The organism is Paenarthrobacter sp. NPDC090520 (genome assembly GCF_044769205.1).
Classification (GTDB): Bacteria; Actinomycetota; Actinomycetes; order Actinomycetales; family Micrococcaceae; genus Arthrobacter.
In genome coordinates this window covers 176036-196384 of the sequence record NZ_JBIVXM010000006.1, presented here as the reverse complement: position 1 = coordinate 196384, position 20349 = coordinate 176036, and the positions used below count along the sequence as shown (strand labels likewise).

12 protein-coding genes are annotated in these 20349 nt (G+C 66.6%); all 12 read right to left on the bottom strand.

Going from position 1 to position 20349, the window contains the following annotated elements; translation table 11 throughout:
• Positions 1 to 3: 3 nt before the first annotated feature.
• The 12 genes from ACIQTZ_RS09880 to ACIQTZ_RS09825 all read right to left on the bottom strand — a co-directional run bounded on the left by ACIQTZ_RS09880 (position 4) and on the right by ACIQTZ_RS09825 (position 20312).
• A complete protein-coding gene (locus tag ACIQTZ_RS09880; protein WP_402979972.1) occupies positions 4 to 840 on the bottom strand; it encodes an inositol monophosphatase family protein in 837 nt (278 codons plus the stop codon).
• A complete protein-coding gene (gene ligA / locus ACIQTZ_RS09875) occupies positions 837 to 3122 on the bottom strand; it encodes an NAD-dependent DNA ligase LigA (RefSeq protein ID WP_402979969.1) in 2286 nt (761 codons plus the stop codon). Before ligA ends, ACIQTZ_RS09880 begins: the two co-directional genes overlap by 4 nt.
• A 43-nt stretch (positions 3123 to 3165) precedes the next feature.
• The gene (locus ACIQTZ_RS09870) at positions 3166 to 3804 is read right to left on the bottom strand and encodes a hypothetical protein (protein ID WP_402979966.1); all 639 of its coding nucleotides are present in this window, start codon (positions 3802 to 3804) and stop codon (positions 3166 to 3168) included.
• Positions 3805 to 3902: 98 nt separating this feature from the next.
• Positions 3903 to 8351, bottom strand: a complete 4449-nt coding sequence (locus tag ACIQTZ_RS09865) for an FtsK/SpoIIIE domain-containing protein (RefSeq protein ID WP_402979963.1) — start codon at positions 8349 to 8351, stop codon at positions 3903 to 3905.
• On the bottom strand, positions 8348 to 9052 hold the full coding sequence (locus tag ACIQTZ_RS09860) for a hypothetical protein (RefSeq protein WP_397325788.1): 705 nt from the start codon (positions 9050 to 9052) through the stop codon (positions 8348 to 8350). The genes ACIQTZ_RS09865 and ACIQTZ_RS09860 overlap by 4 nt, the downstream gene beginning before the upstream one ends.
• A 44-nt stretch (positions 9053 to 9096) precedes the next feature.
• The gene (locus ACIQTZ_RS09855) at positions 9097 to 10830 is read right to left on the bottom strand and encodes a serine/threonine-protein kinase (RefSeq protein WP_402979960.1); all 1734 of its coding nucleotides are present in this window, start codon (positions 10828 to 10830) and stop codon (positions 9097 to 9099) included.
• Positions 10827 to 12932 carry a hypothetical protein gene (locus ACIQTZ_RS09850; protein ID WP_402979957.1) on the bottom strand — a complete coding sequence of 702 codons (2106 nt, stop codon included), beginning with the start codon at positions 12930 to 12932 and terminating at the stop codon, positions 10827 to 10829. The genes ACIQTZ_RS09855 and ACIQTZ_RS09850 overlap by 4 nt, the downstream gene beginning before the upstream one ends.
• Entirely contained in the window at positions 12919 to 13860 is a 942-nt protein-coding gene (locus tag ACIQTZ_RS09845) for a PP2C family protein-serine/threonine phosphatase (RefSeq protein WP_400331138.1), read from the bottom strand. Before ACIQTZ_RS09845 ends, ACIQTZ_RS09850 begins: the two co-directional genes overlap by 14 nt.
• The gene (locus ACIQTZ_RS09840) at positions 13857 to 15371 is read right to left on the bottom strand and encodes an RDD family protein (protein WP_402979954.1); all 1515 of its coding nucleotides are present in this window, start codon (positions 15369 to 15371) and stop codon (positions 13857 to 13859) included. Before ACIQTZ_RS09840 ends, ACIQTZ_RS09845 begins: the two co-directional genes overlap by 4 nt.
• Positions 15361 to 17880 (bottom strand): transglutaminase family protein, encoded by a 2520-nt coding sequence (locus ACIQTZ_RS09835; RefSeq protein WP_402979951.1) that lies wholly within the window; start codon positions 17878 to 17880, stop codon positions 15361 to 15363. Before ACIQTZ_RS09835 ends, ACIQTZ_RS09840 begins: the two co-directional genes overlap by 11 nt.
• Positions 17877 to 19277 carry a DUF58 domain-containing protein gene (locus tag ACIQTZ_RS09830; RefSeq protein ID WP_402979948.1) on the bottom strand — a complete coding sequence of 467 codons (1401 nt, stop codon included), beginning with the start codon at positions 19275 to 19277 and terminating at the stop codon, positions 17877 to 17879. The genes ACIQTZ_RS09835 and ACIQTZ_RS09830 overlap by 4 nt, the downstream gene beginning before the upstream one ends.
• Positions 19278 to 19340: 63 nt before the next feature.
• Complete coding sequence (locus ACIQTZ_RS09825; protein ID WP_400331126.1) at positions 19341 to 20312, bottom strand: AAA family ATPase; 972 nt, start codon at positions 20310 to 20312, stop codon at positions 19341 to 19343.
• Between the last annotated feature and the right edge of the window lie 37 nt (positions 20313 to 20349).

The following is a 20349-nucleotide window of genomic DNA, read 5'->3' as shown; positions in this document are numbered from 1 at the left end:
TCATCACAGCGGGAACGTGCCGGACAACTCCAATGTCCCGGCACACATCCACGCCGCCAGCCGGTCCTCGGTGCTTGGACCGCCGTCGAGCGGGCTCTGCAGGCGAGGCCTGCGAACCCAGCACCCCGCTTCCTCCGCAATCAGGGCGCCGGCGGCGAAGTCGTGCTCGTTCAGGCCACGCTCGCCAAAGGCGTCAACTGTGCCGTCCGCCACGAAGCAAAGGTCAAGCGCTGCGGAGCCGAGCCTTCGAATGTCCGCGAAGCTGTCCATGAGCCCCACCAGCCCTTCGGCCTGGCTGGCGCGAGTGGCGGGATCGTAGCTGAATCCTGTGGCCAGGATCAGGCCTTTCCGCCCCGGGACGGGACCGGCCAGCCGTGTGGACTCCCCCGCCACCTCCAGCCACGCGCCGTGGCCGCGGGCCGCCGAGTAGATGCGTCCCAGAGCAGGTGCGTGCACGACGCCGGCCAGCCACACGCCGTCGGCATCCGCGACGGCCACCGACGTGGCGTAGTAGGCGATGTTGCGGATGAAGTTGGTGGTGCCATCCAGCGGGTCGATCGACCAGCGGTATCCGGAAGCATCCTCCGGGCGGGTGGTGCCGTGTTCCTCGCCGGTCACGGTGTCGTTCGGGCGGGCCTCATTGATGGCCCTGCGCACGGCATTCTCCGCGGCGACGTCAAACTCGGTGACCCAGTCTCCGGCCTCGCCCTTGTTGGACATGCCCAGGCCATCGCCGCCGCTGCCCGTGACGGAACGTTGGGCGAGCACGGCAGCTCCGGCCGCGGCCGCTGTCTTGGCCGCCTCCAGAAGTTCCAGGACATCGGCGGATTGCGGCGTCATTCGGCCTCCTCCCCGGTCTGCACGGAAGCTTCGTCTTCGCCTTCCTGGGGGTCTGGCACGGCGGGCCCGTTGGCCAGCAGATCACGGAAGCCGTCCTCGTCCAGCACGGGGATACCCAGCTGTTCTGCCTTGTCCAGCTTGGTTCCGGCGGCTTCTCCGGCCACGAGGTAGCTCGTGTTCTTGGAAACGGAACCTGCGGCCTTGCCACCCCGGATGATGATGGCTTCCTTGGCCTCGTCGCGGCTGAAGTTGGGCAGCGATCCCGTGACCACAATGGTGAGGCCCTCCAGAGTACGTGGAGTGGCGGTGTCCCGTTCGTCCTCCATGCGGACACCGGCGGCGGCCCAGCTCTCCACGATCTCGTTGTGCCAATCCACGGCGAACCACTCCGTAAGGGCGGCCGCGATAGTGGGCCCTACTCCGTCAACGTGGGCGAGCTGTTCTTCGGTGGCATTCCTGATGGCGTCCATGCTGCCGAAATTCGTTGCCAGTGCGCGCGACGCCGTGGGGCCAACGTGGCGGATGGACAGCGCCACCAGCACCCGCCACAGCGGCTGCTTCTTCGCCTTCTCCAATTCCGCGAAGAGCTTCTCCGTGGTGGCCGTCGGCTTGGAAGGAGTCTTGGCCGTTGCCTTGGTGTAGAAGTACGGCACCAACTCGTACTGGCCTGTGGCCACGCCTTTGGACTTCTTTTCCCGGCGGATCAGCACGCTGGCCAGGTCTTCCCGGGTCAGGCTGAACAGGGCAGCCTCGCTGGTAAGCGGCGGGATTTCCGGCTCGGCGGGCTGGGTCAGGGCGATCGCGGCTTCCCACCCCAGCGCTTCGATGTCGAAGGCGCCGCGACTGGCTACGTGGAACACGCGCTCACGCAACTGGGACGGGCAGGACTTTCCGTTGGGGCAACGGATATCCACGTCGCCTTCCTTCGAGGGCGCCAACGGTGTTCCGCAGGAGGGGCATTCAGTGGGCATCACGAACTCGCGGACTGGCGGATCCTGCTTGTCGCGCAGGGCCAGGACCGGACCGACGATCTCGGGGATCACATCGCCGGCCTTGCGGAGGATCACGATGTCGCCGATCATGACGCCCTTGGCCTTCACGACGTCCTGGTTGTGCAACGTGGCCATGCCGACAGTGGAGCCTGCAACCTTGACCGGCTCCATGAGCCCGAACGGCGTCACGCGGCCCGTCCGGCCAACGTTCACCATGATGTCCAGGAGCTTGGTGTGCACTTCCTCCGGCGGGTACTTGTAGGCCGCTGCCCACCTGGGCACGCGGGACGTGTAGCCGAGGGCACGCTGCGTGGCGAAATCGTCGATCTTGACCACGATGCCATCGATCTCGTGAAGAAGGCTGTGGCGCTTCTCACCGTAGTCCGCAATGAACTCCAGCACGCCTTCATAGGTGTCCAGGACCTTCGAATAGGGGCTGACGGGCAGTCCCCATTCGCCCAGCAGCCTGTACGTCTCCGATTGGCTGGTGGCATCCAACCCTTCCCGGGCACCGATGCCGTGGACGAACATGCTCAGTGGGCGCTTGGCCGTTTCAGCCGGATCCTTTTGCCGGAGGGAACCGGCGGCGGCGTTGCGGGGGTTGGCCAGAGGGGCCTTGCCGGCTGCGACCAGGGCCTCGTTGAATTCGACGAAGGCCTTGGAGGGAATGAACACCTCACCGCGGATCTCCACCTCGGACGGATAGCCCGAACCGCTCAGCTGCCGCGGGATCTCCTTGATGGTGAGCACGTTGTGGGTGATGTCCTCACCCGTGGTTCCGTCCCCGCGCGTGGCAGCGCGGACCAGCTTGCCGTCGCGGTAGAGGAGGTTGACGGCGAGGCCGTCGATCTTCAGCTCGGTCAGCCATGCAATGGGCGGAACCCGGTCGCCCAATTTGGCCACCGACGCCTCGGCCTTGCGGACCCAGGCCTCCAACTCGTCGAGGGAGAACACGTCGTCGAGGCTGTACATGCGCTGCAAGTGCTCCACCGCGGCGAAGGCGGCGGATACTTCGCCGCCGACTTCTTGGGTGGGTGAATCATTGGAAACCAACTCCGGGTGGAGCGCTTCCATTTCCTCCAGTCGCCGGTACAGGACGTCGTACTCGGCGTCCGAAACCGTGGGCGCGTCTTCTTGGTAATAGGCGTAGCGGTATTTCCGGACCAGGTCCGCCAATTCCTGGTATTCGTCCCGGAGATTCTCCGACGGCGGCGCCACCTCCTCAGCGACGATGGCCGCGGCGGCCCTGGAGGTGGTTTCGACCCGATCTGGATTCTCTGGAGTGCTCACAGGGTCTATCTTGCCAAAAGGCAGTGACAATATGTGCCCGCGGTCAGTGCGAGGACAGGCGGTTCTTGCTCCACAGGGCAAAGGCCAGGCCGCCCAGGCCCACCAGCAGCACACCGCCGAGGATCCCGAACAGGCCCATCAGGTTCGGGCCGTTGTAGCTCGCGTTGGCAAGCACGGCAGCCTGCGTCCCCTTGCCCTTGTCGACGGGCGTGTCCCAGTTGGAGGACTTCGAGGGGCTGGGGCTCGCGGAAGAGGTTGCCGAAGCGGTAGCCGGGGCTGCCGCCGTCGTGCTCGCTTCAGGAGCGGCCGACGGCGGTGAGGATACCTCGGGTGTAACGGTCACCGGGGCGACAACCGCAGGTTGGGGTGCCTGCACCGCGGGTGCCGGCGCCGCCGGAGCAGGAGCCGGCTGCTGGGTCTCACGGACACGCGTGGGCTCAGGCCGAGGCGTGGGCTTCGTCTTGCCCGTTTCCGGCGCGAGCCCGGGCTGGGTCGGCGTCGGTTCCGTTGGCGCGGCCAAGGACGGGCACGAACCGGCGGTCGCCGGAACGCACGGCGCCGCGTGGGCGGTGTCCATCGGCAGCACCCACGCACCTGCGGCGAGCAGCATACCCGCCAGGACGGCAGGTACCCGGCGTCGCAGGCCGGAGGGCATCACGGTATGGAGAACGGTGCGTTGCATGGAGCATGACCTCGCTGGGGGCGTTGGGGCGCTTGAGGCGATCCGGAAAGGCGAATGTTTTCGGCATCCTCCTACACGAGGCCCTGCAGATGCAAATCCTAGCCGCGGTTCTCCGGGGGCATGGCCACTTGCAGCTTCCGCACCTTGCCGCGTCCCACGATGTAGCCGCGCCCCGGAATGAAGTCCTTCCCGAGACGTCCCAGGGACGTGTTGAGGAGGCTGTCGCCTTCCACGTCGCCCGGGTTGAGCAGCAGTCCCCGCCGGCCCGATTTGAAGGGCTGGGCCAGCGACCATGCCTGCGACCACGTGGACGTTTCGGACTCGCCCACCACCCACTGGTCGGCCTTGATGGCCGCAGTGACAAGCCGTCCCACCCCGGACTCGGCCAGCGTGTCCGTGAACTCGGTCAAGCCTTCGATGAAGATCGCCATGGTGCCGGGGTTGTCCGCGGCCTTGTCCACGAGGTCGTCCACCACGTCCGAGACTTCATCGGGGCCAACCAGGGACCGGCTCCAGATGTTCAGGGATGCCACGGCCGAACGGCGCGAACCGATGTAGATCAAGTCCGTGCGCGGGTTCGAGCGCCGCAAGGCGTAGGCCAGCGTGACCAGGGCGACGGTGCGTCCTGAGCCCGGAGGGCCGGCCAACAAAAGCGGGCCCTTGGCGGCGATGGCAGCAGAGCCGAGGGTCTCGTCGTCGACGCCGATCACCGGGTTGTCGGCAGAACCCACGGGCAGGATGTCCAGGTCCACGAGTTCGGGCAGGCGCTGGATCTGCGGCGCATGGTCCAGGCCTTGGCGGACCATGGCCTGGCTAAGCTTGGATACCTCGCGGGCTTGGAGGGCCAGGTTGGAGTTTCCGCCCAAGACGGCTAGCTGCACTTCCAGGCCGTCCAAAAGACCGCGCCCGGGAGGCGAAGCCGCGTTGAGGACGTCCTTGGGAACATCGAGGGTCATGTAGTCGTCTTCGGAGCTCAGCCTCAGGACCAGCCGCTTCTGGATGGAGGCAAGGAGCGACGCCGGAACGGAGTTGGGTCGGTCACCGGCAACAACCAGGTGGATGCCCAGGGGACGGCCGTCGGTGGCCAATTGGAGGAAGATGTCCCACAGTGCGGACAGGTTGCTGTACTCGTAGCCCTCCCGGAAGGAGGACATGCCGTCCACGAGGATGAAGAGCCGCTTCTCGTCGGGTCGGTTGGCCAGCTCCCGGTACTCCACGATGGTGGAGGCGCGGACCTCGGCAAAGCGGGTGGCCCGGTCATCGGCGATGTCCTTGAGCCAACGGAGGAGGCGGCCCACCCTTTCCACGTCGTCGCCGTTGATGATCTCGCCCACGTGCGGCAGGCCATCCAGCATCTTCAGGCCGGAGGAGCCGCAGTCGATCCCGTACACATGGACGGGACCGCCGCGGGGAGTCACGGCAGCGGCGATCGCGATGCCCCGCAGCGCGGCCGACTTGCCGGCGCCACCGGTCCCGTAGACCGCCATATTGCCGTCGCGGTCCGGTTCGTAGAACACCGTGGGTTGGTCCTGGTGGGCAGGATCGTCGGCGACGCCCAACAACAGCCGCTCGTCCGTACGGGGATTGGGCAGCTTGGAGAAGTCGTAGGTGGTGGCGAGTTCGTTGAGCCACGGCTTGCGGGGCGGCTCGATCTCCAGCACGTCCGCGGCCCTGATGATGTTGGCCGTCATCCGGGCAATGTCGTTGGGACCGGCCGGATCTTCCACGATGTCCGTGGCTGGCGGCGGTTCCCACGACGGTCCTGAGCCAAAGGCCATTTCCACGATGTCGATGCGCGGCCGCTGCGGTTTGTCCGTGGTCCAGCCACCGGCGTATCCGGTCTGGAAACCCTGGATCCGCCCCGGCCCGGTCTTGGCAGCGCCACGGCCGGGAATAGAGGGATCGAAGTAGGCTGCGGTGGGAACTCCCAGGATGTCCACGGCGTCCACTTCATCGGCCATGCGGAGGGCCACGCGAAGGTTGGTGTTGGCCCGGAGGTTGTCCTTGATGACGCCGGCAGGACGCTGGGTGGCCAGGATCAGGTGCAGGCCAAGGGAACGGCCACGGGCGGCGACGTCCACCACGCCGTCCACGAACTCCGGAACTTCGGTGGCCAGGGCCGCGAATTCGTCCACGATGATGATCAAGTACGGAGGTGCCTCGGGGTCCGCTTCGCGCTGCAGGGCAAGGAGGTCCTTGGCCTTCTTCCGGTTCAACAGGCGTTCGCGGTAGTGCAGTTCGGCGCGGAGCGAGGTCAGCGCCCGGCGTACCAGGTGCGGCGAAAGGTCGGTCACCAGGCCAACCGTGTGGGGCAGGTGCAGGCAGTCCGCGAAGGCAGCGCCACCTTTGTAGTCGACGAACAGGAAACTGACCCTGTCCGGGCTGTACGCGGCGGCCATTCCCATCACCCAGGACTGCAGGAATTCGGACTTGCCGGCACCGGTGGTTCCACCAACCAGCGCGTGGGGGCCTTCGTTCTTGAGGTCGAGGTAGAACGGCTCCACACCCTTGGAGCCCACCAGGGCACGCAGGCTGCCGTTGTCCTTGCGGTTGGGCACGGCACTGGCGTGCACGGAGTTGTTCTCCCGCCACCGTTCGGCCACCGACTGCGGGTTGTCCATGAATTCCTTGCCGATCAGCGCAGCGTAGGACACCGCGCGGGGCAGGTCGGAATCGTCCTCGAGCGGATTACCGACGTCCACCAAGGGCGACATCATCCGGGCGAGCTGGGTGGCCAGTCCGGCGTCGAGGCTTTCACAGCTCACGGGGTAGGTGTGTCGGCCCAGCCGGACCTGTCCCGTGGTGGTGCCGTGATCGCCGTCCACGGACAGAAAATCGCGGCACGCGGCCGGCAGGGACTGCACGTTGGCAGCCACCCACATGACGTGGACCCCGTAATCCGGGCCGCGTTCCACGAGACGGGTGAGGCGTCCGCGATCCACGGGGGTATCGTCTTCCACCACCACCAGCACGGCTGGGACTACCGGCCCCGGAGTGTCTTCGTGCTCATCCTTGAGCCCGGGCCTCGGCTGCTGCCCGGGTTCCTTGGCCTGTGCTTCCCGCTGCTCCACGAGGTCCTCCAGGCGGGACAGCAGCGTGGACCCGGCGGCCGGGCCGGCGGCGAGGTGGTCGCCGGACAGCGGGCTGTGGCCGGAACCGACATGCGGCAGCCACTGCAGCCAGTCCCAGCGCTCACGTGAGCGCGGGGACGTCAACGCCGTGACAACCAGTTCCGCCGGCGAATGGAGGCCCACCAACTGGAGCACCATGCCCCGGGCCACGTCGTCCACCACACTGCGGTCGCCCGCCACGCCAAAGGATCCCGAGGTCCGCAGTTGGGACACGATGGGCACGCCTTCGATGACACGGACTTGCTGCAGGCACTCCTGGATTTCCCGCATGTATCTGGGTTCGGTCTCGTTGGCACCCGGCTCGTCGAACTGGATGCGGGATGGCGCGGACCCCAGGCCGAACCGCACGCCCAGGAAGTGCTGGTGTTCAGGCCGGTTGGTCCAGAGCAGCGGTCCCAGCTTGTAGATCGCATCCACGGTGTCGCTGACTGAGGGCTCCTCCTGCAGCCGGACGGCGCGCTCGATGTTCTGTTGCCGGTCGATGTCCTCGCGGAAGGCCAGCATGGCGGCCTTGAACTGCTTGTGGCCCTCCCTGGCCTGCTTCTTGCCCTGCATCTTGTGGTCCACGTAATGGCCCACGACGAACAGCGGCATCATGGCCATGAAAATCACCGAGAGCAGGTTCTGCGTCAAGGCAAACAGGACACCACCCATCAGGAGCGGGGTGATGAGCATGATGTACGGGAACGGCTGGTGCTCGGGGCGCTTGGGGCCCGCGGGCGGAACGCGCTTGGGAGATTCGAACCTCGGCACCACGCGCGGCGAGCGGTTGAAATCCACCAGCGGCGACGTCGGCCCGCCCGAGTGGTTGCGGGAGAGCGAAACCACACCCACGGTGGTGTCGCCCAGGGTGACGGTATCCGAGGATTCCAGCGTTGCCCGGGTGACGGGCAGCCCATCCATGAGGAGGCCATTGGCTGAGTTGGTATCAACGATTTCCACCGTTTCGCCCACGGTGATCCGCGCGTGGCGCTTGGACGTCAACGGGTCGCTCAGCCGGATGTCGGCGTCCCGGTCCCGGCCGATGTAGCTGGTGCCGAACGGCAGCGAAAATTCGCGTCCGACGTCGGGCCCTGCCATGACGCGCAAGGTGGCCGCAGCGGGTCCGCGGTCCGGGCCGTGCCCGTCCGAGGCGAACTGTTCGCTCACTTGGGCAAGCGACACACGCGAGCCGGGCCGCAGTCCGGACTCCAGCAGGTTATCGGCAGGCTTGAGGATCTGGCCGGAGAGCCCCCCGCCCACGAACGCTTCGTCCACGCTGATGGACAGGTTCGACGGCGGTTCGGTCCCCTTCCGTGCGGGGTCCGCTGCCCAGAGTTCTGTGGCAATATCGGCCACCGTGGCGCGGCCGTCCACCGTGACGGCGAGGTCCTTGGCTTCCGCGGGGTCTCGCCGCAAGGTCAGGCGGAACTTCATCCTTCGTCGACTCCAGTCTCGGTTTCCAGGAGGTACAGGTCTGCGGCGGTCACCAGGTGGGAGGTCACGGCGTGCTCCACCAAGCGGGCGCGGCGGTTGGTGGCGAGTTTGCCCGCTCCCCCACGCAGGCCCACAACGCCCACACGGTCCAGCTTGTCGCACACGTTGTCCAGCTTCCGGTTGAACCGGGTCAAGGCCCAGCCAAGCCGTTTGGCAGCCTCGGCCGAGGACGGGATGGCACTGAACCCGGTTCCTTCACGGCGGAGCATGGGCTCGGCCAGGGCAACAATCAGGGCCTTCTGCGAGTCCGTGAACACCACGGGACCAATGGTGGTGTCGCCGGCTTGGTCCTCGTCCCGGGCTTCGTGCCGGAACGAGGGCGTCTTCAAATGCACGGCGAATTCGTACGTGGTGGGTCCGGCCGTGAAAATGACGTTGGTGTGGCTGAAAACCAGCGGAATCCGGGCACCGGGTGCAAGCCAGGCCTGCATGCCGCCGGAGCCGTCGGCGATGGTGGCGGACAGCATGCTGCCCACGTTGCTGAGCCACCAGATGCCGTCATACCGGGCAATCTGCAGGAAACGCCGGTGCAGGTAAGGGTTATCGTCGACTTCGAGGTCGCCTTCGCGGCCAATGTCAAAGACGTCCTCATCAGACGGTTCGTACCATTCCCCACAGAAATCTATTGCTAGATCCCCCATGATCTGTGCCTCCTCGCTGGGCAGTGTGTGTCTTTCATGGCCTGTTATTTCTCCAGGCACGCAATGGAGTCAGGACCACCGGGCGAAGCGGAACCGTCGGAGCGGACAATGATGACCTGGACGCAGATGGGCAACTCACTGAAGCCCGAGACAAAAGCCTTCTCGATGCCCGTGGTTTGGTACGCACCATCTGCCTTGGCCGATTTGGTCCGCCATTTATAGGAGTCGTCCTTCCCTGGCTGGGGGTTTTTCCAGGAGAAGACCACAATGTTCGGATCCTTGGTGTCCCGTGCCGCGCTGAGTCCCGCGACATCAGGAACGTTCCCGTCTCCCAAAGGATCCGCCGGTGGCTTGCTCGCCGACTCCGTCGGTGCCACCTTGGGCTGCGCCGAACCGCCCAGCACCACGCCAACCACGACGGCGACAACCAGGACCGCGCCGCCGGTGACGGCAAGCCAAAGGTTACGTTTGCCGTGGTCGGCTTGCGACGCCTCTTCCGCCGCTGGCGCGGCGGCGGGCGCCGAACGGTTGACGGTTGCATCGAGGTTGTCCGACGCCGGTTGCCAGCCCCGAAGGACAGTGGATTCCGCAGTCTCAGGTTCCGTCTCGGCAGGCCGGATGGATCTGGCATCCGGCATCTGGAACTGCGGCGGGTACGTCTGGGCCGGCGGCAGCTGCGGAGCCTGGGTCGGCTGCTGCTGCTGGGCTGGCTGCTGCCGGGCTGGCCCAGGACGCGTGGTCTGCGGACTGGTTCCGGGCATCGTGGAAGGGAACGTCCGGGCCGGGAACGTGGGAGCCGAGCCGGTAGTTGCGGTTCCCGAGGCATCGGGATCGATCGAAGCGATGCTCCGGACGCGGGTCTCCTCCACATTGTCGTCCGGATGCTGCTCATCACCGTGCCCAGGTTCGGCGAGGACCTCGAACGGCGTGACCGAGAGGTTCAGCTCAGCCTGGATGCGTTGCAGGGCCAGCGCGAAGGCATGGGCCGAGGAGTAGCGCGAGTCCGGAGACTTGGCCATGGCCGTGGCAAGGACCAGCTCCAGCGATTCGGGCACATCGGCCCGACCCAGCCGCGGCACGGGCGAGTTGGTGATCCGTGAAATCAGCTCGCGCTGCGAGTTGTCCTGGCCCGGAAGGACGAACGGGGAACGGCCTGCCAACAGGGTATAGAGCGTGGCGCCCAAAGCCCAGATGTCCACGGGAACACCATCCACGGCACCGCCGCGGAACTGTTCGGGGGGCGACCACGGGATGGACATACCGGCGTCGTCATCACTGTCCGTACCGATGGTTCCCGAAATGCCAAAGTCCGTCAGGGCGGGCCGGTTGTAGTCCGTGACCAGGATGTTGGCTGGCTTGATGTCACGGTGGACAATGCCGGCCCGGTGGGCGGTCTCGACGGCGGAAGCCACCTGGATGCCGACGGCCAGGACCTCGTCCACGCTGAACCGTTGGCGACGGTACCGGACATCCAGGCTCGGCCGCGAGCAGTACTCCATGGCGAGGTACGAGTGCCCGTTCTCGGTGATCTCCGCTTCGAAGATGGTCACGATGTACGGGTGGGAGGACAGTTGCGCCATCAGGTTCGCCTCGGACTCGAAGCGGCGGCGCGCGCCCTCGGTCTTCAGGTCGGAAAGCAGCACTTTGACGGCAACTTTACGGCGCGGCCTGTCCTGCTCATACAGGAAGACGTCGGAGAAACCACCGGAGCCGAGCAGGCTGATGTACTTGAACCCGGGGATGGGGGGAGGCGGCGCGGGGGGCCTCTTGGAACTCAAAGAATCTCCTCGAAACGCAATGAAATGTTGTCACCCAGTTCGGCGATGTCGCCGTCAAGCAGGATGGCCATCTCGTTTTGGGCAAGGCGGCGCGGGGCCTGGCCTTCCCTGATCAGGACGGTGCCGTTGGTGGCCTTAAGGTCGCAGAGCATGACGTGCCAGCCTTCCAGCCGCACCTCGACGTGGGAGCGTGATATATCCCCGCCAGGGCTCTCAACTTGGACGAGCCGCGGCATGGTGCCGCCCTGCACCCGGGAGACCGAGGGCTGGCGGCCGATGATGAGCGACTGGTCAAGGTCAATCAGCTCGCCGGTGGACAACCGCATCCTGCCCAGCCGCGGACGGGGAACCTGCACCGCGTCGCCGGACAAGGCCACCCCACACGCCCCACATTGCGGGTAGGTGGGTGGATTGGCATGGCCTTGGGAGCACACGCGTGCCAAAACGCTCGGACCGTTGCCGGCGGGCGCGTTGGCTTGGTCCGGAGCAGTCGCCGCCGTGGGAAGGTCGTCTGCCACGCTGCTCTTCATGATCGTCTGGCCGTCATGGTCAGGATCGTGCTCCGGCATGGACTGGGCCGGCGGCGCTGGCGAAGCTGGGACAGCGGCCGGCGGACCCGCAAGGCCGGGTGCTTCGGGCCCACCCTGCGGCGCCGACGCTCCGGTGCTGCTGCGCAGCCACGGAACGGAGTCGATCAAAGCGGGCACGCCGAGGGGGGCGGCCGCCGGTTCCGCAGGAGCGGCGGCAGGCCCAGCCGGAGCGGCAGGCGAAGGCACGACGCCGGAGCCCCCGTTCGCTGCCGGCTCCCCGACTGCCTGCTCCCCCACCGTCGGGGCCGGCTCAGCGAGATCTGTGGTCTTGGGTGCCGGGGGCGCGGGGACATCGTGCTCGTCGGAATCGTCCGCGATCCGTACGGCAGCATCCTCGATGTTCCGCATCACCGTCTTGTCCCACAAATGGTCATAGTTGGTGGTGGTTTCCAAGGTGGGAAGCAGCGGATCCGTGGTGCTGGTGTGCACGGGAACTCCGGTGGAATCTTCCGAGACCTCTGGCTCGGAGCCGGAGTTGGCAGGCTTGTCTGGTCCGGACTGATCGGAGTCCTGAAGTTCGGGGCTACCGGGCTGATCAGAGCCGCCCGCCTGATCCGAGCCTGCCACCTCACCCGGGCCACTTCCCTGTTCCAGCCCTTCAACCACTGCCGAGGGCGTATCCGCCGCGCCACCCGAGGCTACTTCCGGTTCGTGTGTGGGCTCGCCGGATCCGTCTTCTGCCGAAGTCTCACTGGCAGGCCCGGCGTAGGCGGATCCTTCACGACGTCCAGCGCTGTCGCCACGTGCGGCGGAGCTCTCCTCGTCCACCGCGTCTTCTTCACCCTGCCCGAAGGCCAGCGCGTGCGGCGCAATGGTCAAGCCAAGATCGGCGTCGGGGTAGCCGAGAACCGTCTCATCGGACACCGGTGCCGGAGTATCCGGTGCCTCGGAGCCAGGCTGATTCGGAATCCCGGCCGCCGCTTCAGCCGCGTTGGCCTCGCCCGGGACCCCCACCGCTGTGGCCGTGACTCCCGCGGCCGGCTGTACGAGCGCTTCAAGGGCCACCCCGTCCGTGAGCACAACATCCACGCCGGACAAGCGCACCACACCTTCAAGTAAAGGCAGGGTTGAGCCGTCCAACAGCGGCAGGCTGGCACCCGCCGTCGTGCTTGAAACGATCCGCAGGCTGTAGGCGTCAGCGGAGCTGAACCGCCGCTCCGTCCACGTGGTGACGTCCCTGCCGCTGACCTGCTCGCCGCCGGAGCCGGAGCCGGACGGCATCCCGGTGGACTGGACCGTGAGTTCAAGGTCGCCGCGGAGGAACACCCGCAAACCGTCCTTGGCGTCGATGATTCCGAACGGCGGAATCCGGCTCAGGGAGACACCAAAGGCATCGGTGACTTCGTGGAGGACCTCGTGGGCTTCCGGCGCGGACGCCAGGACACTCCACACCGCTTCGATCAGCGATGCAGGGGTGTCCGGCCCCAGCAGGACCACGGTTCCCTGGCGCACCACACCGAACCAGTCACCCTGGCCGTAGCGGGCAACCATCGGCCTGTTACTGCTTGGCATCTGCACCGGCCTCGGTCTCCGGGCCGGCGTCAACGGCATCGGTGCCGTGCTCTTCCGTACCGTTCACCCAAGCGCGTGGGAGGGTGTCTTCCTCCACCTCGGATTCCACCTCCGGTCGCGGAGCGGTGGTGGCGATGCCGGCGTCGTTCAGCACGTTCTTGGCGTCAACCACGATCACCGTGACGTTGTCCCGGCCGCCGCTGCGGAGCGCTGCCTGGATCAAGGCATCCACGGCATCCTGGGGGTGCGCCACAGTGCTGAGGACACGGAACATGTGGTCATCGCCGAGCTCTCCGTTGAGCCCGTCGGAGCAGACCATCACACGGTCACCCTCCTGGATGGGCAAGAGCCAGAAGTCCGCCTCGGTCTCGTCGCCGGTACCCAAGGCGCGGGTAACGACGTGGCGGCGCGGGTGGATCGAGGCCTGTTCCGGGGTGATGTCTCCGGAATCCACCAGTTCCTGGACCTCCGAGTGGTCAACGCTGACCTGCGAGAAGCCGCCTTGGCTGAGCAGGTAGGTCCTGGAGTCGCCAATGTTCATGACCAGCCAGTAGGGCACGCCCATCTGCTCCACCACCACCACGCCGGACAACGTGGTCCCGGCCCGGCCACCGGTCGCGTTGCGGATGGCCGCATCTGCCTTGAGCAGGCACGCCTGGAGTTCCCCGGCCGTCGCCGAACGGGTGCCGGTGGCCAGTTCCGGAGCGCTGCCCAGGGTGCGGACGCACATGCCGCTGGCGATCTCCCCGGCCTCGTGGCCGCCCATGCCATCCGCCACTGCGAAGACGGGATCGGAGGCGATGAACGAATCCTCGTTCAATTCGCGCCGCAGGCCGCGGTCCGTCCCGTAGCCGTAGCTCAGCTGGAAACTGGGGCCACTGGGGGCGGCAAGGGCGTCGGCATCCGGGCTCGCCGGCTGTGAGTTCATGCTTGTCCTAGGTGGAAGGAACGGTCCCCGAAGTGAACGGTGGAACCGGGTCGAACAAAAACGGCCTCGCCCGGATGCAACCGGGTCTGGATGCCGTCAGGCGTGGTGACCGCGCTGCCATTGGTGGAGTTGCGGTCGGTCACCCAGACGCCGTCGCCGTCCACCCGCAAATGCAGATGGGTCTTGGAGATCGACCGGCCGGGATCGGAAACCGGGAGCAGCTGTTGGGTGGCTTCTCCTGGCTGGGGTGCAGGGTTTCGGCCGACGAGCACGGTGCCCCCGAGCTGGACGTCCTGCCCGTCGTCCACGCGGATCCGCAGTACCGCCTGCACGCGTGCGGCACCCGGCCGCATCTGGGTCCGGTCCAGGTCATCATCGGGGTGCACAGCCGCGGGGCTTGCGGCATGTGGAGGTACGACGGCGGGGCTTGCGTTCCCGGGCCGCGGAGCCACCGGGGGCCGCCACTGGTTGGGGTCGTGGGAAGGCTGGACGTCGGGAGCGTGGGGCGCCGTGGCAGGCACGACGGGAGGCACCGCGGCCGCCTTTGCTCCAGGGGCTTGGGATGCCGTTGCCGAACCGGGTACCGGCGAAGCCACGGGCTGCACAGGCGGCAGGTCCACGGGAGCGAAGCTGTAAGGTCCCTGGATGCCGCCCGTCGCCACGGGGTTTCGGCCGGCGTGGACATCGAACACCAGGGACTTGGCTGCCTTGTCATGCCAGCCCCGGAGCTTGCCGTTGCTGTCCCAGGCGTTGGAAACCACCACCAGGATGGCCCACACCACGCCAAGGCCCATCAACGGGAGGCCAATGAACAACATCAGCCCAATAAGTCCCAGACCGGAGAACACGCCGGCCGCTATGCTGCCGAGCAGCAGCACTCCCCCGGTGATGATGCCACGGACAAAGACGGCACCCGCTCCGGGCGCATAGCCGTCAGCATCCGAACTGCGGATGCCCATCACCTGGTTGCCGATGGTGTTGCCGGACTTGGCTTCCAAGGCCAAGAGCACCATCATGTAGACCACAGTGAAGCCCAGGCCGATGCTGCCCAACAGGACCAGCAGCCCGGTGTCGTAGACAATGAAGCCGTTCCGGCGGGTCTGGGTGATGCCGGCGATGCCGATGGCGAAGGTAGTGGCAAGCACAGCGACAGGAGCCAGCCAGTCCAAAACGGCGGCACCCAAGCGTTTACCGGCAGACGCCGGCGCGAGTTCAAGCTTCGTCGTCAAAGTGGTCCCTCCCCCTGGATTCGACGTTGCGCCGGCACCGGCTCCGGTCTGTACCGGGAACGGTTGAACGGATCCGGCTGGCGCGGACACTACCGAGATACTACCGGCACCGGGCGTGACCTGCCGGGTCAAGGGATCCTGTGCAGCCGCCTGGGCGTGGTTGACGTTCCGGTCCCTGCGGGCTCCACGGTTGTTCAGCGGGGAGCCGCAGAAGGTACAGAACGATGCACCGGGACGCACCGTGTGGCGGCAAGCCGGGCATGCTTCGGCCTCACTGCCCACCCTTGCCGCCCTTCGTGAACAACCACGCGAGCCTGCCGCGGAGTCCCTTGGCTGCGGGGTCCTTCGGAGCCCGCCCCTCCAGGTCCCTGCGCCGGAGGGCAGCCCGGCCGTCCGAGAGAAGGGAGCGGGGCGAGAAACGGGCCTGCTGCCTCTTCCAGAAGCCCACGCTTCCCGTGATGCCGTCCAGTGACGAATCCACGATCTCCCAGTACTCCTTGACCTCGGCTTCGCTGGGCTGGCCGGCGCCGAAGACAGCAGCATCGGCCCGGTGCGCCAACAACGTTGTGGTGGTTCCGGTGACCGGGAAGGCCTCCGCGATCACCGAAGCCGACTCGCGCCGGGTGGACTTGCCGTCGATCGAGGCACCCATGTCCGTAGCCAGGCTCAAGACTTCGTTCCAGCCTCCGCCCACGCGCTGGGCGGCGTGACCGTCCCGGAACCGGGCCTTCCGGCGTCGTGCCTTCAACAGGAGAATCAGCAACAGCGGCAAGGCGAGGATCCCGATCGGGATCAACGCAACACCGATCGCAGCCAACAGCGGACCCCAGAAAAGCCAGGGGTTGTTCTTCTTCTCGTCAGCATCAAGCGCGTCCGGTGTGGAGTCCGGCGGCAGGTCCGCGGGCTCCTGCGGCGGGGGCGGCGGCTGGAGCACCTGCGGCTTGGGCTTGGACTTGGTCTCGGGGTCCGGCGGAATGGGGACGTTGTCCTTGGGCGGGGTGGGATCGAAGGCCACCCAGCCAACACGGTCGAAGGCGACTTCCACCCAGGCGTGCACGTCCTTGCCGGTGATGTTGATATCGCCGGCGCCGTTCTCCGGGCTCTTGGGGTCAGGATAAAAACCCATCACCACGCGCGAAGGGATACCCAGGTGGCGCAGCATCAAGGACATGGCCACCGAGTACTGCTCGTCGTCGCCGAGCATCTGCTTGGCAGACAACAGGTTGCGTACGCGCGCAGCGCTGTGCCCAGGCAGGCTGGGCAACTGTCCGTCGGCAACGAGTCCGTTGCTGAAGGCGCCGCTCTTCTGGAAGTGCGCTTCGATCTGCCGGACACGGTCGATCGCCGTTGGTGCGTCGGCGGAGAGTTCGTTGGCTTGGGAGGCCACGATCGGCGGGACTTCCTGCGCGTCGGGCAGCGTGATTTTGGCAAAGTCGTACTGGGTGAGCTGCCCGTGCTCCAGCATCCCGGGATCGGAAACCTGGACGGTGTACTCATCGCCCTTGGCCAGGCCCTTGGTGGTCACCGCGGTGTCCGTTCCGGCGTTGAAGTACAGCCCGGAAGCTGCCTCTGAATTCTGCAGGAAACCCAGGCCCGTGGTGTGCCGTCCGCCGGGGACGAAGTAGCCCTGGTAGTCCTCGATGGTGATGTCCAGCGTGTAGTTGGTGCTGGCCACCGGGCTGCCCGTGTCGGCGAGGGTGTTCAGTGAACGGGCATCGCCTACTTTGCTGAAGTTGCCCGAACTGTTGGGGTCCATGGTGTAGTTCAAGCCGTTGAAGGAGTCCAGCGCGGCCAGGCGGACACGGCCATCCTTGGGCAGGCCCTTGACGGAGAAGAGCGTCTCGTCTTTCTGGTCCTTCACGAAGTTGCGGAAGCTCGCCAGCGGTGTGATGTAGTCGCGGGGATCGAACGGCGGAACGATCGTGTTGCGCAGCACCTTCCGGTCATCGCTCGCGGTGACCAACGGCGAGGCCACCGCGGTGATGCCGACGGCGGCGGCGATCACGGCTGCAGCAGTCCCCAGGCGGCGGAGCCTGCCGCGGCGGGCCGTACCGGCGTCGTGATCCGGCCGGTTGGCCGAGACCATCCGGGTGCTGCTCTGGCGCAACACGTCCCGGCGGAAGGTGGCCCACACGATCGAAATGATGGTGAGGGAAACACCGCGCTCGACGTTGAGGAAGCTTGCACTGGTGCTGAAGGCAATGCCGGTGACAAACAGTGCCAGCACGGGCAGGAGCGGCCAGTACGGGCTCTTGAGGCGCCAGGCCAGCAGGCCCGCTGCCAGGGCCGTCAGCAGGGAACTCAGGAACGGAACAATGAGCATGCCGTTCGCGGTGCCCACGGGCACGCCTACAGTCAACATGTCCTTCCACGAGAACACGATGCCCAGCAACAGCGTGCGCAGCGAATCCAGGCTCGGCAGGAATCCCAGCACGGCGGTGTCCGGCACTGCCAGGGCCGAGCCGAACAGCATGTAGGCGCCGAAGGCCATGGCTGTGGTGATCAGCAGGCCCAGCCGGAGGTGCGCGTTCAGCACCGCGATGCCCAGGCCCAGCAGGATGCCGCCCAATCCGGCCACCAGGTAGCGTGCGTCTCCGCCGAAGCTCAGGCTGAAGCCAAGCACGCCCAGGAACAACAACGCCACGAGGGCACCGCAGTCAACGGCAAAATGCCACAGGGGCCGCCCATCGGCGAAGATCGAGGCGCTGCTGTTGGCCGCCCGCCTCCGCGTGCGGGCATCCGGCCTGCCGTCCCGCCGCTGGCGGTTGCGGGTATTCGGCGCGGTGCTCATGCTGCCGCCTTTCGAAGAACTATGGCGAGGTCGTCGAGATCTCCCACGGTGAGGACTGTCAGGTCCGCGATGTTGGCCCGCGACGGCGCGGCGCCAGGTTGGACGCGAACAGCGAGGCTGCGGACTCCGGGCGGAACAGAGGCAGCCGCCGAACGGAGTTGCGTCGCCGTCACCTGGCTGCCCACCACGAAGAACACCACGGAGGCGTTCGGAACCGTATCGGCCAGGGTCCGGGCGAGGTCGACGGCGGTCTTCCGCATCGGTGCTCCGACGATCCTGGTCATGTCGTCCAGCAGGTTGCGGCCTGTTTCGCAGCGGAGGGGGCCTTTTTGCGTCATGACATCCAGCTCGCGCTGTTCGCGGATAGCCTGGCGCCCGATGGAGCCAGCCACGGAAATGGCCATCTCGAACTCGGCCTCGGAGTCATATTCGTCCAGGTTGATCGAGAGTGAAATGGCCAGGTGCGCCCGGCGGGTCTCCTCGAACTGACGGACCATGAGCTTGTTGGTGCGGGCAGTGGTCTTCCAGTGGATGTGCCTGCGGTCGTCGCCGGGAACGTAGTCGCGCAGGGCGTGGAAGGAAACGTCCGCGCTGGACAGCTCCGTAGTCGGCATGCCTTCAAGGTCGCGGATGAAGCCTGCTGCCGATCCGCCGAGGGGAACCGTGCGCGGGTGCACGAACAAATCCACGGGTTCGGTCCACAACACGCGGCGGCGGAGGAGGTGCAGTGGATCGGCCCGCACGGAGCGCACCGGGCCAACAACAATCACGGCGCGGCGGGCGGTGGGAATAGTGAACAAGTCCTCGTGTACTTGGGCGGGCTTCATGCGCGGCAAGTGGAAGATGGCCGTGTTGGAACCCACAGGAAGTTCCAGCGTGGCCGGCAGCAGCGGGCGCGTGGACACGTTGGACACGGCAATGCTGCCCACGGCATCGTCACCCACGGCCACGCGGGTGCGTGCAAGGTCCAGCACCACGCCGTAGGCCGAGCGGCCAACAATGAACACGATGGCGAACACGAACAACAGGAATGCCACCATGGAGGCGGACTTGGCTTCCTGCCAGCCCCAGGACTGCCCTGCAATCCACAAGCCGATGGCCGTGGCCAGCACCACCCAACCGAGCACGCTCACCACGGACAGGACGGGCCACACGAAGCGCAGCCAGAGCCGGCGCACGGTGGCCCACGCGGGGGCCAGCACCTCCCCCAGCGTCCCGGCGGCTTCGGCCCACACGGCTGCGGGATGGAGTTTGCCGGGCTTCCCTGGCCGGGAGCCGCCCGGCCGGGCGCCGGTCCCCTTGCCGGAGCCGCCCAGGGAGCGAATCTTGCTGCCAAGCGCCGATGTTGCGCGCTTGAGCGAATCAGCAGCCCTGTTCAGGGGTGTGCTGGAGGACATGTGTGGACCTTTGTTCGTGCCGGGGTGCGGGTGGTTCGTGCGTGAGCCGTGACTGGCGCAGGCTTAGGCGCTGGCGCGTTGCTGCGGGGCGGCGACGTCCGCAAGGACGCGCGTGAGGACCACCTCGGGGGTGGCACCGGAGAACTCCGCCTCCGGATCCATCACCAGTCGATGGGTCCACACCACGGGGGCCAGTTCCTTGATATCGTCCGGCAGGACGAAGTTCCGTCCCTGGCCGGCAGCCCAGACCTTGGCCGCGCGGACCATGGCCAGTGCGCCACGGACAGAAACTCCCAGGCGGGTCTCCGAAGCGTTGCGGGTTTCCTCGCAGAGCCGGGAAATGTACTCCAGCACTGCGGTGTCCACGTGCGTGGTGGCCGCGAGGTCGGCCATGTCCGCAACGGCCTGGGTGGTGATGATGGCCGAGAGGTCCCGCGAACGGTCCTTGAGGTTGGAGCCGCCCAGCAACCGCACGGTGGAGGCATGGTCCGGGTAGCCAATGGAGGTCTTGATCAGGAAGCGGTCCAGCTGTGCTTCCGGCAGGCGGTACGTGCCTGCCTGCTCGATCGGGTTCTGGGTCGCCAGGACCATGAACGGCCGCCCGGCGTCGTACGTGGTGCCGTCCACGGTGACGCGGGACTCTTCCATGACCTCGAGCAGCGCAGACTGGGTCTTCGGCGAAGCACGGTTGATTTCATCGGCCAGGACGATGTTGCTGAAGACCGGGCCCTTGTGGAACTCGAACTTCTGGGTCTTCTGGTCGTAGATGGTCACACCCGTGACGTCCGAGGGCAGCAGGTCGGGGGTGAACTGGATGCGGTTGTGCGAGCCCTGGACCGTTGCCGCCAAAGCACGGGCCAAGGAGGTCTTACCGGTTCCCGGGGCATCCTCGAAGAGCACGTGGCCTTCTGCCAGCATCGCCGTGAAGGTCAGCCGGATGACGTGTTCCTTGCCCAGGACTGCCTGGCCCACGTTGGCAACGAGCTTCTCGAACGTCTCTGCAAACCACGCGGCCTGCTCGTTTGTCATGGTCATCGGTTGATCCTGTTCATTGTGTGGGTGTTCGGATGAA

Excerpts from the sequence above, each read along its gene's own strand:
- ACIQTZ_RS09850 (WP_402979957.1), bottom strand. The coding sequence starts at position 12,932 with ATGCCAAGCAGTAACAGGCCGATGGTTGCCCGCTACGGCCAGGGTGAC.
- ACIQTZ_RS09845 (WP_400331138.1), bottom strand. The coding sequence starts at position 13,860 with ATGAACTCACAGCCGGCGAGCCCGGATGCCGACGCCCTTGCCGCCCCC.
- ACIQTZ_RS09835 (WP_402979951.1), bottom strand. The coding sequence starts at position 17,880 with ATGAGCACCGCGCCGAATACCCGCAACCGCCAGCGGCGGGACGGCAGG.
- ACIQTZ_RS09830 (WP_402979948.1), bottom strand. The coding sequence starts at position 19,277 with ATGTCCTCCAGCACACCCCTGAACAGGGCTGCTGATTCGCTCAAGCGC.
- ACIQTZ_RS09880 (WP_402979972.1), bottom strand. The coding sequence starts at position 840 with ATGACGCCGCAATCCGCCGATGTCCTGGAACTTCTGGAGGCGGCCAAG.
- ACIQTZ_RS09825 (WP_400331126.1), bottom strand. The coding sequence starts at position 20,312 with ATGACCATGACAAACGAGCAGGCCGCGTGGTTTGCAGAGACGTTCGAG.
- ACIQTZ_RS09860 (WP_397325788.1), bottom strand. The coding sequence starts at position 9,052 with ATGGGGGATCTAGCAATAGATTTCTGTGGGGAATGGTACGAACCGTCT.
- ACIQTZ_RS09870 (WP_402979966.1), bottom strand. The coding sequence starts at position 3,804 with ATGCAACGCACCGTTCTCCATACCGTGATGCCCTCCGGCCTGCGACGC.
- ACIQTZ_RS09865 (WP_402979963.1), bottom strand. The coding sequence starts at position 8,351 with ATGAAGTTCCGCCTGACCTTGCGGCGAGACCCCGCGGAAGCCAAGGAC.